This window comes from Vibrio caribbeanicus ATCC BAA-2122, assembly GCF_000165125.1.
Taxonomy (GTDB): domain Bacteria; phylum Pseudomonadota; class Gammaproteobacteria; order Enterobacterales; family Vibrionaceae; genus Vibrio; species Vibrio caribbeanicus.
This window is the reverse complement of sequence record NZ_AEIU01000066.1, coordinates 15327-29868: the sequence shown is the minus strand read 5'-3', so window position 1 is coordinate 29868 and position 14542 is coordinate 15327. Positions and strand designations below refer to the sequence as shown.

12 protein-coding genes are annotated in these 14542 nt (G+C 43.4%); 3 read left to right on the top strand and 9 right to left on the bottom strand.

Annotated elements, in window-relative coordinates; translation table 11 throughout:
• Positions 1-4: 4 nt before the first annotated feature.
• From argH to argC, 4 genes are all read right to left on the bottom strand, one after another.
• Positions 5-1879 carry an argininosuccinate lyase gene (gene argH, locus RH40_RS07720; RefSeq protein ID WP_009600876.1) on the bottom strand — a complete coding sequence of 625 codons (1875 nt, stop codon included), beginning with the start codon at positions 1877-1879 and terminating at the stop codon, positions 5-7.
• A gap of 218 nt (positions 1880-2097) precedes the next feature.
• Positions 2098-3309, bottom strand: coding sequence for an argininosuccinate synthase (locus tag RH40_RS07715; RefSeq protein ID WP_009600874.1), 1212 nt, complete (start codon positions 3307-3309; stop codon positions 2098-2100).
• Between the two features lie 82 nt (positions 3310-3391).
• Positions 3392-4183 carry an acetylglutamate kinase gene (argB, locus tag RH40_RS07710; protein WP_009600873.1) on the bottom strand — a complete coding sequence of 264 codons (792 nt, stop codon included), beginning with the start codon at positions 4181-4183 and terminating at the stop codon, positions 3392-3394.
• Positions 4180-5193 carry an N-acetyl-gamma-glutamyl-phosphate reductase gene (argC, locus tag RH40_RS07705; protein ID WP_009600872.1) on the bottom strand — a complete coding sequence of 338 codons (1014 nt, stop codon included), beginning with the start codon at positions 5191-5193 and terminating at the stop codon, positions 4180-4182. Before argC ends, argB begins: the two co-directional genes overlap by 4 nt.
• Before the next feature lie 144 nt (positions 5194-5337).
• Between argC and argE the strand changes: the two genes are divergently transcribed.
• From argE to RH40_RS07690, 3 genes are all read left to right on the top strand, one after another.
• Entirely contained in the window at positions 5338-6474 is a 1137-nt protein-coding gene (gene argE, locus RH40_RS07700; RefSeq protein WP_039954430.1) for an acetylornithine deacetylase, read from the top strand.
• A gap of 238 nt (positions 6475-6712) precedes the next feature.
• On the top strand, positions 6713-9346 hold the full coding sequence (ppc, locus tag RH40_RS07695; protein ID WP_009600870.1) for a phosphoenolpyruvate carboxylase: 2634 nt from the start codon (positions 6713-6715) through the stop codon (positions 9344-9346).
• A gap of 417 nt (positions 9347-9763) precedes the next feature.
• The gene (locus RH40_RS07690) at positions 9764-10303 is read left to right on the top strand and encodes a PadR family transcriptional regulator (RefSeq protein WP_009600869.1); all 540 of its coding nucleotides are present in this window, start codon (positions 9764-9766) and stop codon (positions 10301-10303) included.
• A 61-nt stretch (positions 10304-10364) separates the two neighbouring features.
• On the opposite strand, the gene cysE is transcribed toward RH40_RS07690, so the two are convergent.
• The 5 genes from cysE to epmA form a co-directional block, all read right to left on the bottom strand.
• Positions 10365-11186: a serine O-acetyltransferase gene (gene cysE / locus RH40_RS07685; protein ID WP_009600868.1), complete on the bottom strand. Its 822-nt coding sequence runs from the start codon at positions 11184-11186 to the stop codon at positions 10365-10367.
• Between the two features lie 56 nt (positions 11187-11242).
• Positions 11243-12274 (bottom strand): NAD(P)H-dependent glycerol-3-phosphate dehydrogenase, encoded by a 1032-nt coding sequence (gpsA, locus tag RH40_RS07680; protein ID WP_009600867.1) that lies wholly within the window; start codon positions 12272-12274, stop codon positions 11243-11245.
• Positions 12275-12398: 124 nt separating this feature from the next.
• Positions 12399-12866 carry a protein-export chaperone SecB gene (gene secB, locus RH40_RS07675; RefSeq protein WP_009600866.1) on the bottom strand — a complete coding sequence of 156 codons (468 nt, stop codon included), beginning with the start codon at positions 12864-12866 and terminating at the stop codon, positions 12399-12401.
• A gap of 59 nt (positions 12867-12925) precedes the next feature.
• Complete coding sequence (locus tag RH40_RS07670; protein ID WP_009600865.1) at positions 12926-13360, bottom strand: rhodanese-like domain-containing protein; 435 nt, start codon at positions 13358-13360, stop codon at positions 12926-12928.
• A gap of 130 nt (positions 13361-13490) precedes the next feature.
• Positions 13491-14462, bottom strand: coding sequence for an elongation factor P--(R)-beta-lysine ligase (gene epmA / locus RH40_RS07665; protein ID WP_009600864.1), 972 nt, complete (start codon positions 14460-14462; stop codon positions 13491-13493).
• Positions 14463-14542: the final 80 nt, after the last annotated feature.

Here is a 14542-nt window from a genome sequence, read left to right as displayed (position 1 = left end):
CTAACTACGCCACACTCATACGCGCGATCGATGACTCTATGAGGTTGATTTCAAGTGCCACCTCATCACAGGCATGCTGTCTTGGGCATTGCTCACAGTCTTTGAGCACTTTTTCAGGCAGTAAAGCTTTTGACGTGGGCAAAAACGCCTGCTTCATGAAAAACTCTGGTGTACGTGTCAAAACAAATACCTTTTTAATCGCCATTTGACGAGCGCGTTCAACCAAGTGTTGAACAATAGCACTCCCCTGCCCCTGTCCTTGCCAACCTGCTTCTATACCTAAAGAGCGTATTTCTGCCAATCCTGAATCATACACATACAAAGATGCGCACCCAGTGACCTCACCATGATGCTCAGCCACCGCAAATGAGCCAATATCTCGAATCAGTTCACTTCGCGAACGAGGAAGATTTTCTCCCAAATTGGCCCAATACGTTACCATACTCTCAAGGGCTTCAATATCAGTGAGACGTGCAGGTCTTACCCGTATATCTGAGGTATCGCGCTTAACCAAACGCTTTTCAGCTTCACTGACTGCAAATGCTATTTGCTTTGGAGCGACACCACCCAATGCACTGCGTTTTTCTAAGCAGGACTCTATGGTCAAAATATCATAAACATCGTTGTCTATTACCGATGAAAACTGGCGTAGGTCATTGAGAGACAGTTCCTCAAGTGCACAGCCTTTATCTATTGCTCCTACCACAGCAACACCAACAATATGGTGAGCCTCACGAAACGGAATTCCTTTGGCCACTAAATAATCTGCCAGCTCAGTGGCATTCGCATAACCTTGTTTAGCCGCTTCTAAAGTTCGAGTTTCGTTAATCTTGAGCCCATCAAAACACAATGCCGCCATTTCCATACAATCATTCCAAGTATCAAGGGCATCAAAAAGCCCCTCTTTGTCCTCTTGCATGTCTTTGTTATACGCGAGAGGGAGAGCCTTAATTGTCATCATCATACCGGCCAAAGAGCCGTACACTCGGCCAGTTTTTCCTCGGATGAGTTCGAGCGCATCGGGATTTTTCTTTTGTGGCATTAGTGAAGAACCTGAGGTAACCGTGTCTGCTAACTCAATAAAGTTCGACTCCCCAGAGTTATAAAAGATCAAGTCCTCGGCCAAACGTGAGAGGTGAAGCATAGAGATAGAAGCAATAGACATTAATTCCATGACATGATCTCTATCAGATACTGAGTCTAGGGAATTGCGTGTTGCACGGCGAAATCCTAGCGTATGCGCAAGTTGCTCTCTATCCATGGCATACGCAGTACCGGCAAGAGCACCAGAACCCAGTGGACATGTATCCAAACGATAAAGCGCATCAGTGAGTCTGGAATGATCTCTTTCAAACATTTCGACATAGGCTAAACACCAGTGAGCAAAAGTCACGGGTTGCGCTCTCTGTAAATGGGTATAACCTGGCAGAACTGTGGTTTGATGCTGTTTTGCCACCTTAACCATTTCAGCTTGTAAATGCTCCATAGACAACAGAAGCTGTTTCCCTTGTTGGCGACACCATAATTTTAAATCAGTGGCCACTTGGTCATTTCGCGAGCGCCCAGTATGCAATTTTTTCCCTAAATCGCCGACTTTGGTAATTAATTGTTTTTCTACCCAAGAGTGAATATCTTCGGCATCGTCTTGGAGAATTTGCTCTGGATTCTCCATGACTTCCAACTTCAGTTCATTAAGTGCTAACTCTAATTTTTGCTGTTCTTGTTGGCTAATTACCCCAACAGAAAACAGAGCTTTTGACCAAGCGACTGAGCCAACAATGTCTTGTTCAGCCAAGCGATAATCAAAACGCAGAGAATCATTAAAACTTTTGAATCTCATATCTGCAGCCTGAGTAAATCTTCCACCCCATAATGCCATCGCGTTTCTCCCACTTACCTTGCTCACAATGCAAGTTTGCTATACCAGCATTGTATTTTTCTATTAACTAATTTTGTAATTTAATGCTCCAACGTTACGGCAAAAAACCAAATAAATAAAGTAAAAATTCAAATTAAAAACATATTTATTCATTCAGCGGGAATTGAAAAAGGACCACTTTTGCATTGTGGACCCTTATCTTCCGTATCTTGCTGTTTTTAGTTTTGGTTTTTAAGCGCTCGAATACGGCTCGAAAGTGAATAAAGTCTAATGAAACCTTCAGCGTGGCTCTGATCGTATACCTCATCCGCACCAAATGTTGCAAACTCTTCACTGTATAAGCTATTACTTGAACGCTTTTGCGTAACCGTAGCTTGCCCCTTATACAGCTTTATTACTACCTCTCCACTGACGTCCTGTGCAAGTTCGTTACTTGCAGCAAGGATTGATTGGCATAAAGGAGTAAACCAACGACCATCATAGACTAACTGAGAGGCTTTAACCCCCAGTTCTTCCCGGAACTCAAATGAGGTCTTATCGAGGACTAATTGCTCCACAGCACGCAATGCTTCCATCATAATAGTACCTCCAGGAGTTTCATAACAGCCTCGAGATTTCATACCGACCAGACGATTCTCAACAATGTCAATTCGCCCAATACCATGCTCAGCTCCTTTTTGGTTGAGGTAAACCAACGCGTTGTATGGCGTCATATCTTCACCGTCAACCCAGACTACTTCGCCTTTTTCAACCTTAAGAGTGACGTATTCTGGTGTATCTGGTGCACTCTCTGGAGCGACAGTCCATACCCAACAATCATCATTTGGTGCATTCCAAGTATTTTCGAGCACACCACCTTCAGTGGAAACATGCCACGCATTGGCATCTCGAGAATAGATTTTAGTGAGGGAAGCTGTGCATGGTATGTTTCGCTCAGCCAAGTAATCAAGGCACTCCTCTCGGCTCACTAAGTCCCACTCTCTCCAAGGCGCAATCACATGCAGATCTGGAGCAAGTGCTGCAAACGCCCCCTCAAAACGAACTTGATCGTTGCCCTTTCCAGTACAACCGTGACATAAAGCATCTGCCCCAACTTGGCGTGCTAGCTCCACTTGCGCCTTAGCAATAATGGGACGAGCCATAGACGTACCAAGCAAATACTTGCCTTCATAGCACGCACCTGTTTTAAGGGTCGGGTAGATGTACTCTGCAACCATCTGCTCCTTTAGATCGGCTACATAACACTCCGATGCACCTGAAGCTTTGGCTTTTTCCTCCACTCCATTCAGTTCTTCTTCTCCCTGACCAACATCAGCTACAAAAGCAACCACTTCACAATCATAGTTTTCTTTTAGCCAAGGAATGATGACCGAGGTATCCAGCCCACCTGAATACGCAACAACGACTTTATTTATCTTTACTTTACTCATTTTTTTCTCCGCAGTTCGCACTGTTCTCGGTCTCAGTACTTACTTTTATCTCAAAATTAATTATTAAATCGTTACAAAATAGCTACTCAGGTAAAAACTGAGTACCTATGCTCTGTCCAGAAAATAGTAAGGGTAATTGTTCAGGGTAACGCCAAGTCGCAACTTCGACGGCACGCCCTAAACTTTCTGCAGCGGTAAGCGAAGCCTCGACTTTTACCACCATTCCATCAGTGATGACTTGGCCTTGTATCAAACTATTGGCTTGCTGCTTATCTAGGCTCTTAATCAAGTTTCCTTTGCCATCAAGTACCCCACTCACGTCGGATAACATGACAAGCTCTGCATCAAGAGCGCCCGCTACCGCTACCGCAGCTTGATCTGCATTTACGTTCATTATTTGACCGTCATTAGTCACACCGATGGAACTAATGATAGGTAACACCCCATGGGCAAGTAATACGTTGAGTACTGACGGGTTACCAGGTTCAGCACTTCCTACTGCACCCAATTCATCATCAATTTTGCTAACCTTGCACAAATCACCATCTGCAAGGCATAGGCCCACAGCATTCAGCCCATCAGCTTTAGCTCGCGCCTGTAATACTTTGTTCGCTGAACCCGCTAATGCCCCCGCAACCAATTCAATGTCCTCTTGGGGAGTCACTCTCAGGCCATTAATTTTGCGTGGTTTGAGATCTAATCTAGCCATCAAATCATCAACGATGCAGCCTCCACCATGAACGATGACTATGCTGCGTTTTGCACTACTTTGATATTTTGCAATCGCACTAAATATCGCGCTCAATGTCTCGGAGCATGAGATAGCCGCTCCTCCAAGCTTAATGACTAATGGGGTTACATTTTTATCTGTCATAATCTTACCTGTGGCAATAAAGCTGTTAATTCAGGAAATCCATAGTGGATATTCAAACATTGCATTGCTTGGCTAGCCGCTCCTTTGAGCAAATTATCAATCGCACTGACTACAATTAAATGCTGTCCTTGAACACGCCAAGCAATGTCACAGAAAGGCGTATTTTCAACACCTTGGATCGATGGCATTTGCGACTCTAGTAAACGAATCGCTGGCTTATCTTTGTAAGCAGAATAAAAAGCTTCAGCCACACTCTCTTCCATTTCTTGTTGAGACAACTTCATGGTGATGGTGGCAATAATGCCGCGCTTGAAGTTACCTAAATGGGGTATAAACACGACTTCATTTCCCAAATGGTGAGAAATCTCAGGTTGATGTCTATGGGTAAACAGGCCGTAGGGCTGCAAACTTACTTCACAAAAGCTATTAACCAATGTCGATTTCCTTCCTGCGCCTGAAACACCACTGATCGCATTAATAATCGGCCATTGTTTCGAATCAAGCAGGTCAATGACTGGCCTAATAGCAAGCTGCGACGCTGTGGGATAACAGCCTGGTACCGCAATCATCTGACTTTCTTGAATGGATTGCTGATTCCATTCGGCTAAACCGTAAGCGGATTTGCACGTCCATTCATCGTGCTGGTGAATAAACCCATAATACTCTCGATAGAAATTAGGCGAACTAACTCTAAAGGCACCGGATAGGTCAAAGACTTGACACCCTTTAGCTAAGAATAGAGGGGCCAAGTCATGACTCACCTCGTGAGCCGTAGCTAGAAAAATGACATCGTTATGTTTTGCAACCGCATCAATATCCGTCAAGGGAAGGAGTGCAGCATCTACCACACCTGATAAACGCGCATGTATCGACGCGATGCTTTTTCCTGCATCCACACTATTGGCAGAAACGTATAAACCCGCTAGCGTTAGGTTAGGATGATTTTGTACCATCGAGGCTAACTCTGCTCCTGTGTAACCACTAGCACCAATGATTGAAGTTTTTAGCATGAATAACACCCAGATTTCCCGCCGACAAAGTTTGACTAAAAATACAAAATAACAACTTATTATCGGTTTTTTATTCATTAAATATGATTTATTATGTTTTTACAGTTTTGAAAAGATACTGTCAACAAGGAATTTGAACAAATGATCCAACTACCAAGCTTTCGAGAGGTATACCAAGGCCTTATTTCTACATCCTCAATCAGTTCAACTGACCCTCACTGGGATGAGGGAAACGCGGATGTTATTGAAAAACTGGCGACTTGGCTAAGAGACCTACATTTTGATGTTGAACTTACTCAGGTGGAAAAAGGGAAATTCAATCTCATCGCCAAAAAAGGCAGTGGTGAGGGGGGACTACTTCTTTCCGGACACAGTGATACTGTACCCTTTGATGAAGGACGCTGGAGTTACGACCCTCATACTCTAACCGAGGTTAACCATCGCTTTTACGGACTGGGTACAGCTGATATGAAAGGTTTTTTTGCTTTCATCATAGAAGCGGTAAAACAAATAGACTGGGCACAACAGACCAAGCCTCTCTATATTTTGGCAACGTGTGACGAAGAAACGACGATGCTCGGAGCAAGACACTTTACTAACAATGCCCCCTTTAAGCCTGATTATTGTATTATCGGTGAACCAACCAGTTTAATTCCAGTAAGGGGTCATAAGGGGCATGTGGCGAATGCTATCCGTGTTACCGGACAATCTGGACACTCTTCCAACCCTAGTCTTGGCGTTAATGCAATCGAAATCATGCATGAAATCTTAGCTGCCCTGATGAAATTGCGGGATAATCTAATAAAGCAATACCATCATCCTGGATTTGCAATTCCGAGCCCTACCATGAATCTAGGTCACATTCATGGTGGAGACAGTGCTAATCGAATTTGTGGCTGCTGCGAGCTGCACTATGACGTGAGGCCTTTGCCAGGAATCAGTCTTGATGGTCTCAATAACATGCTTCGCTCAGCGTTAAAAGAGCTGGAAGCAAAGTGGCCAAATCGAATCAACATTACCCCACTACATGAACCCATCCCTGGCTATGAATGTTCAAAGGACCATCCTTTTATCACCAGCGTTGAGAGTTTGTGCGAAACACCGTCAGAAACAGTAAACTACTGCACTGAGGCGCCTTTCCTTCAAGAGCTTTGTCCAACCCTTGTTTTAGGCCCAGGTTCGATTGATCAGGCTCATCAACCCGATGAATATCTCGCCCACGAGTTTATCGAACCCACCATAGAGGTGCTCAAAAAGTCCATCTACCGATTCTGTTTTTAAACGACCTACTCCAAAGACCAGAGTGTGTGTATCTACCACTGAGCAACATCAAGGTACTTGATAATTTCTGTAATAAATTTTCAGTATCTTGGTGGTGGCAATCAATTCGAGTTCAAAATTTAGGGTGAAAAAAATAGCACAAAGGTATGATTGGCAATTGACTAGAAAGGATCTTTTTCGCTAGATTGATATTCTGATATGGAATGTTAGATGTAATTTTTTTTCAAGGTAGAATGTAATGAATGAGAAATACTCTGCTCTCAGAAGTAATGTGAGCATGCTGGGACACCTACTAGGTAACACCATTAAAGATGCACATGGTGAAGCACTTCTTGAGAAAGTAGAAGCCATTCGTCAATTATCAAAATCTGCATTGGCTGGTAACAAGGATGATAGAGCAAGCCTTATCGATGAGATAAAACACCTGCCAAATGATCAGCTCGCCCCTGTTGCACACGCTTTTAATCAATTTCTTAACCTAACCAATATGGCGGAGCAGTACCATACCATCTCTCGTCATTGTGATACTCATGTTTGTGAACCAGACTCACTCAGCACCCTTTTTGCTAAATTGGCAGAAAAAGGAGTGAGTGACACTGATACCAGTCAGGCTATAAAAGACCTTAATATTGAACTGGTTCTTACTGCTCATCCGACCGAAATCACACGTCGAACCATGATAAATAAGCTAGTAAAAATTAACAAATGCTTGTCGCAGTTAGAGCTTGCCGATTTATCGATAAAAGAACGCAGAAAAACTGAGCGTCGACTAGAACAGTTGATTGCACAAAGTTGGCACTCAGATACGATTCGCAAACAACGCCCAACACCACTTGACGAGGCAAAATGGGGGTTTGCAGTCGTAGAAAATTCGCTGTGGGAGGCCGTACCTGACTTTCTGAGAGAATTTGACCAAAGACTTATTGATTATTTGGGAGAAGGCCTTCCGATCCATGCTCGACCAGTACACTTTTCATCATGGATGGGAGGAGATCGTGATGGTAACCCTTTTGTCACCCACCAAATAACTCGTGAAGTTTTATTATTGTCTCGCTGGAAAGCTGCAGACCTCTACCTTAATGATATTAACGAGCTGTTCAGTGAACTATCAATGACAAAGTGTAACGATAGCGTAAGAAAATTAGCAGGAACAGACGAGCACGAACCGTATCGCGCGATTCTAAAACACCTACGCAGCATGCTAAATGAAACCAAAGACATCCTTGACGCGAAAATCAACGGAGAAAGCTTAACTCAAAAGGCACCACTTCAACATGTGGATCAACTGTGGCAACCTCTCTACGCTTGTTATCGGTCACTGCATGAAAGTGGGATGGGAATAATAGCCGATGGGTCACTACTTGACACCCTGCGCAGAATAAAAACTTTTGGTGTTCATTTAGTTCGCTTAGACGTTCGCCAAGAGAGCACTCGACATGCAAACGTCCTGGCAGAGCTGACTCGCTACCTTGGTCTCGGTGATTATAGCCAATGGAGTGAGCAAGATAAAATTGCATTTCTTACCAATGAATTGGCCTCAAAACGCCCTCTACTACCACGCAACTGGACACCTTCAGACGATGTTCAAGAAGTTTTAAATACATGTAAAGTGATCGCCTCTCAGCCTGAAGAAGCATTTGGGGCCTACGTCATATCCATGGCGCGCACAGCCTCAGATGTACTAGCTGTCCATCTTCTCCTGCAAGAATGTGGCTGTCCATATCGGATGAAAGTCTGTCCTCTTTTCGAAACACTTGAGGATCTTAATAATGCTGAATCTGTAATTCAGCAGCTTATGAACATCGACTTATATCGAGGCTTTATCCAAAACCACCAGATGGTCATGATTGGCTATTCGGATTCAGCTAAGGATGCTGGCGTTATGTCTGCTGGCTGGGCTCAATACCATGCGATGGAGTCTCTTGTTCAAGTATCAGAAAAGGAAGGTATTGAATTAACACTCTTTCACGGACGTGGGGGAACGGTTGGTCGTGGCGGTGCACCTGCTCATGCCGCCCTGTTATCTCAGCCACCCAAAAGCCTTAAAGGTGGTTTACGAGTAACCGAGCAAGGCGAGATGATCCGCTTCAAACTGGGATTGCCAGAGGTCGCTGTGAATAGTTTTAGTTTATACGCTAGTGCAATTTTAGAAGCCAATCTACTGCCACCACCAGAGCCAAAAGAACAGTGGCGCTCGCTAATGATTACATTATCGGAAGTCAGTTGCCGAGCCTATCGTAATATCGTGCGCGCTGATAAAAACTTTGTCCCTTACTTCCGTCAAGCGACACCAGAACTTGAACTTGGCAAACTTCCGCTTGGTTCAAGGCCTGCCAAACGAAATCCACAAGGTGGCGTTGAAAGTCTGAGGGCCATTCCTTGGATATTCTCATGGAGCCAGAATCGACTTGTTCTTCCGGCTTGGCTTGGAGCTGGTGAAGCGATTCAAGCTGCAATCAACGAAGGACATCAAGCTCTATTAGAAGAGATGTGCAGAGAGTGGCCTTTTTTCTCGACCCGTTTAGGGATGCTAGAGATGGTATACAGTAAATGTAACATTGAGATAGCCAAACACTACGATGAACGCCTTGTGGATAAACAATATCAACCTTTGGGAGATAAGTTACGCAAGCAGTTAGCACAAGATATACAAACGGTGTTGAATGTAGAGAACAACGAAAATCTGATGCAAAGCGATCCTTGGGGTCAAGAATCAATTCGGTTGCGTAATATCTACGTTGAACCGCTCAATATGTTACAAGCCGAACTACTTTATCGCACCAGAAAAAATCAAACCGTACTGCCAGAGCTTGATGAAGCACTTATGGTAACCATTGCAGGCATTGCGGCGGGAATGAGAAACACGGGTTAACGGTGAGAAAAGGTGGGAGCTTATTAAACTACACCCCCATTTTTATCAGTTTGAGCCACTTTTTCAGGAGACTATCTGGCTCAAACTGAGAGATTAATGGACAGAATGCAAAATAATTCTCTATTTTTGACTCACTACTGAGACTTTTATCAGTTTTTTGGGGTATTTTATTCTTCTATTCCACTCTATGCTTATTATTTAGATATAATAAGCGTTCTTTAGCTACACTATAAATCTAATAGGCTAAAGTGCCTTCGATATTTTTACTATCGAACCTAGGTGATAAACGGCTTTTTTAGGTGACATGACCAACATTGTTGGTGCCACTTGTTGCTTTAAGTTAAATGCGCCTGCAGAAGCGCAATAGCAGTCAAGTGGTTTGTATTAAGAAGTTTATTGACCATTTGGATTGAAGACATGTCATTACCACACGTTATCTTAACCGTATTAAGCACACGCGATGCCACTGGATACGATATCACTAAAGAATTTTCTGCAACCATCGGCTATTTTTGGAAAGCCAGCCATCAACAAGTTTATCGTGAACTCAACAAGATGGCGCAAAACAATCTAGTTACATGTGTATTGCAGCCTCAAGAAGGAAAACCGGACCGGAAGGTTTATTCGATTACTGCAGCCGGACGTACTGCTCTAGGTGAATGGTTTGAGCAGCCAAGTGCACACCCAACGGTCAGAGATGAGTTTTCTGCAAAGCTAATGGCTTGCGCTGTGCAGCCCTCTACTGCCTATAAAAACCAGCTAAAAGGGTTGGTTGATGAATCAGAGCAGTTGGTTAATCACTATCAAGAAATTGAACGTGGCTACTACGCGAATATGAATGCGTTAGACAAACAGCAACGCCTAGAGCGTCTTACATTGCGCCGCAACCTTGTCATGCGTCAGGCTTGGATTGAGTGGGCAAAAGAAGTCGTTAACGAACTCGACGCCCTAGACTAACAAACACAATAAAAAGGGGACTTTGTTGGCTAGTCCCCAACAACACGAAAGGAAACCCTCTCTAAATTCCGTCCCCAGCAATGAAGCTTTGATTACGGCCGTTAAACTGTTGGTCCATGTCCAAAGATGGTTTGTCTGTAGTTGGCTTACCTACGATCTTAGCTGGCACCCCTGCCGCTGTGGTGTGGGCAGGAACAGCTTGCAAGACTACTGAACAAGAGCCAATCTTCGCTCCCTCCCCAACTTCGATATTACCAAGTATTTTGGCCCCAGCTCCAATCATGACACCTTCTCGTATCTTAGGATGCCGATCACCACTTTCTTTCCCTGTTCCTCCCAATGTTACATCTTGTAAGATTGAGACATCATTTTCAACAACAGCGGTTTCACCAATAACAATGCCTGTCGCATGGTCAAGCATGATACCTTGACCTATCTGTGCAGCGGGATGAATATCGACTTGGCAGGCAACTGAAATTTGATTTTGTAAATAAGTTGCTAGTGCGATCCGCCCCTGTTTCCATAACCAATTTGCAACCCGATAACCTTGTAAAGCATGGAAACCTTTCAAATAAAGCAAGGGCATTGAGTACATCTCGACGGCAGGGTCTCTATTTACCGTCGCACAGATATCACATGCCGCGGCATCACCGAGTGTCCCATCGGCATTAAAAGCCTCTTCAATAACTTCTCTTACCGCCATTGCTGGCATTGAAGCTGTGTTCAATTTATTAGCAAGAATGTAACTTAATGAAGCGCACAGATTATCGTGCTTGATAATGGTTGCATGATAAAAGCTTGCTAGCATTGGCTCTTGCTCAGATAGTTGCCTCGCTTCCTTTACAATTGTTTGCCAAACTTTTTTGATTTCACAGGTTTTCATATCCTTTACCAACTCACTGTTCATAAGAACAATAGAATGCTAACAACATCAAGACACTACCCCTCGGTTTTTTTATCCCGAGCTAATAGGTCCACTGCCGCTGCATGAGCACTCTTTGCTTCATATAATACTTGAAAAATTTGCTCAACAATGGGCATTTCAACCCCAACATGGCTTGCCAAAGTATAGACTTCTTTAGTATTTCGATACCCCTCCACAACCTGACCTATCTCTTTTTGTGCCATCTCAACACTCTGACCTTTGCCAAGTGCCAAACCAAAACGACGGTTGCGGGACTGGTTGTCAGTACAGGTTAACACTAAATCACCTAATCCAGCCATGCCCATAAAAGTTTCTGATTGTGCTCCTAAAGCCACACCTAGACGAGTCATCTCTGCCAAGCCGCGTGTTATAAGTGCGGTTCGAGCATTTGCACCAAAGCCAATACCGTCAGAAATCCCTGCACCAATGGCTATCACATTCTTAACCGCACCACCGAGCTGCATGCCAATGATGTCGTTATTGGCATACACACGAAAGCTTTTACTGCAATGGATTTTTTCTTGCAAGTCCTGCACGAACCCATTGTCTGTTGATGCAACAGAGATTGCCGTTGGCATTCCTTGAGCTAATTCCTTGGCGAAAGTCGGGCCCGATAATACTGCCAAAGAATAGCCATCGCCCAACTCATCCTCAACAACATCTTGCAGTAAACGGCCTGTTTCTGGCTCTAACCCTTTAGTTGCCCAACATAAACGCGAATCTGAATTAAGAAAAGGCTTAATCTGAGCCAATACTGAGCCAAACACATGACTTGGTACTACAACTAAAATATCTCGACTAGCCGCAACTGCCTTTTGTAAATCAGACTCAATGATTAACGAATCAGGAAAAGAAATGTCGGGCAGGAATTGATGGTTTGCGCGGTCGGCTTGTAACCTTTCCATATGTTTTAATTGATGCCCCCACAAAACGATATCGGCACCATTGCGCGCGAGAGAAATTGCGAGCGACGTACCATACGAACCAGCGCCAAGAACCGTCATAGCAACATTTTGAGTGTTTTTATTGTCATTATTATGTTTCATTAATTTGGCCTTGTTAAAACCTAACGTCATTGCTTAGAGTATCGTGGAAACAAAAATGCACAGCGCATATAAACATCACGTTGTGCATTTAAAACAACTAATTTGTAGTTCCAAAAGTTAAAGCTTACGCTTCAACGGCACCTTCTTGCTGTGCTTGCTGTTGAAGATAATTCATGAACAATGCATCAAAATTTACTGGTGCTAAGTTCAATTGAGGGAAGGTTCCTTTAACAACTAAGCTAGAGATCGTTTCACGAGCGTATGGGAACAGGATGTTTGGACAAAAAGCACCCAAACAATGCGCCAGTTGACCTGCTTCCATCTTTTCAGCGGTAAAGATACCACCTTGCTGAACTTCACAAAGGAAAGCATTCTCTTCTGCATTTTTAACCGTTACCGTCAAACGAAGAACAACTTCGTAAACGCCTTCGCCAAGCTCACGGCTTTGTGTATCCAAGTCTAATTTTACATCAGGGTTCCATTCTTTTTGGAACATATCTGGTGAATTAGGTGCTTCAAAAGAAACATCTTTAAGAAAAATACGTTGAATAGCAAAGTTTTGAGCTTCTTGTTGTGGTGCTGCTTCAGCCATGTTTATATCCTTTAATGTACGATATATCGTCTAATTCCGAAAAATTCTCAGTGAACTGATCACTTCTTACCTTTAACTAAAGGTAAGTTAGCCTCACGCCATGCAACTAAACCATTTTTAAGCAAGTTAACATTTTCAAATCCAGCTTTAGCGAGAAGATTAGCGCTCTCTTGAGCGTTGTGACCCGTATTACATACTACGATGATTGGGTCTGACTTGCGTTTTTCAAGTCCCGCTAGATTACCTGACTTAATATCCGATGGTAAAATGTGAACCGCATCGGTTATATGCCCTTTTCGATATTCATCATTGGTTCGAATATCAACGACAAGACCCTCTTCTCGGTTCATTAAATGTGTCGTCTGCGCAACTGATATCTCTTTATAAGCTGCGGTACTTGACTTGATTATGGTCATGATAAGAGCAATAAATAAACCTACCCAAACCAGAGAGAGAAGCGTGTTCTCTTCAAAAAATGCGATGTACTCTTGCATGTTTTCCGCTCTAATGAAATTTTAGCCCTTGAGTATACCGAGCTTGAAAGGAGTTAGCGAGCCTATTGCGCTGAGAATTCCGAATAGTGCATCAATTTACCTCTAAGCTCCTGTACAATATATAGCTGTCTTACGCACGAGAAAAAGGAAACGCTAATATTTGATCAATGTGATCACTTGCAGTTGCCAGCATAACCAACCTATCAACACCCAACGCGACCCCAGAGCATGATGGTAAACCTGATTCTAAGGCCGCTATCAAGTGACGATCTATTGGCTGCGACTCCTCCCCTCTTGCTACCCTTTTTAGATTGTCACGCTCAAAACGTTGCAACTGTTCTCGGGGATCCTCTAGTTCATGGAAGCCATTGGCAAGCTCTATTCCTTTAAAGTAGACTTCAAAACGTTCTGCAACCCTTTTATCAACCTGGCTAATCTTTGCAAGTGCCGCCTGAGAAGCCGGGAAGTCATAGACGAAAACCGGATCAGAGTGACCAATCTTTGTTTCAACACCGATACTAAAAAGTAACTGTAACAAGGTATCCCTGTCTTCTTCATCCCTTGCGATATCTTCCAAGCCAAGGTCATATGCTACGCTTTTCAACTTATCCATAGGATCAGACAAAGGACAGACCCCTAGGGTATCAATGAAGGCCGTCTGGTATGTCATCCTGCTCGGCGTCTTACATTGAAGAATAAGTTGTAATAAATCAGCCATCTCATCCATAAGCTTATGATGATCAAACCCGACACGATACCACTCAAGTAACGTGAACTCGGGGTTGTGAAAACGGCCGCTCTCTTCATTACGAAATGCTTTACTTAATTGATAAATACATCCACTACCCGCAGCCAATAAACGCTTCATATGAAACTCTGGGCTTGTGGCAAAAAATAACTTCCTGCCGCTCGCATAACCGGGACCAATAAAATGTGTTTCAAACGTATCTAAATGGATATCTGTCACCGTGGAGTGACTCATTGCAGGAGTATCAACCTCGAGTACATTTCTTTGACAAAAGAATTGTCTAATTTTTTGTAGTACCTGAGCACGCTGACGAATTTTTGAAATATCAGCAGAAGGTCTCCAGTCGTCTAACATTAACTACTCTCACTTATCAATTAGGTAACTTTAAGTTTAAAAAGAGAAAACTCAAGGTTATAAAAAACAAAAAGCTGACC

Excerpts from the sequence above, each read along its gene's own strand:
- argB (WP_009600873.1), bottom strand. The coding sequence starts at position 4,183 with ATGACAGATAAAAATGTAACCCCATTAGTCATTAAGCTTGGAGGAGCG.
- RH40_RS07715 (WP_009600874.1), bottom strand. The coding sequence starts at position 3,309 with ATGAGTAAAGTAAAGATAAATAAAGTCGTTGTTGCGTATTCAGGTGGG.
- argC (WP_009600872.1), bottom strand. The coding sequence starts at position 5,193 with ATGCTAAAAACTTCAATCATTGGTGCTAGTGGTTACACAGGAGCAGAG.
- secB (WP_009600866.1), bottom strand. The coding sequence starts at position 12,866 with ATGGCTGAAGCAGCACCACAACAAGAAGCTCAAAACTTTGCTATTCAA.
- epmA (WP_009600864.1), bottom strand. The coding sequence starts at position 14,462 with ATGTTAGACGACTGGAGACCTTCTGCTGATATTTCAAAAATTCGTCAG.
- argH (WP_009600876.1), bottom strand. The coding sequence starts at position 1,879 with ATGGCATTATGGGGTGGAAGATTTACTCAGGCTGCAGATATGAGATTC.
- RH40_RS07670 (WP_009600865.1), bottom strand. The coding sequence starts at position 13,360 with ATGCAAGAGTACATCGCATTTTTTGAAGAGAACACGCTTCTCTCTCTG.
- gpsA (WP_009600867.1), bottom strand. The coding sequence starts at position 12,274 with ATGAAACATAATAATGACAATAAAAACACTCAAAATGTTGCTATGACG.
- ppc (WP_009600870.1), top strand. The coding sequence starts at position 6,713 with ATGAATGAGAAATACTCTGCTCTCAGAAGTAATGTGAGCATGCTGGGA.
- cysE (WP_009600868.1), bottom strand. The coding sequence starts at position 11,186 with ATGAAAACCTGTGAAATCAAAAAAGTTTGGCAAACAATTGTAAAGGAA.
- RH40_RS07690 (WP_009600869.1), top strand. The coding sequence starts at position 9,764 with ATGTCATTACCACACGTTATCTTAACCGTATTAAGCACACGCGATGCC.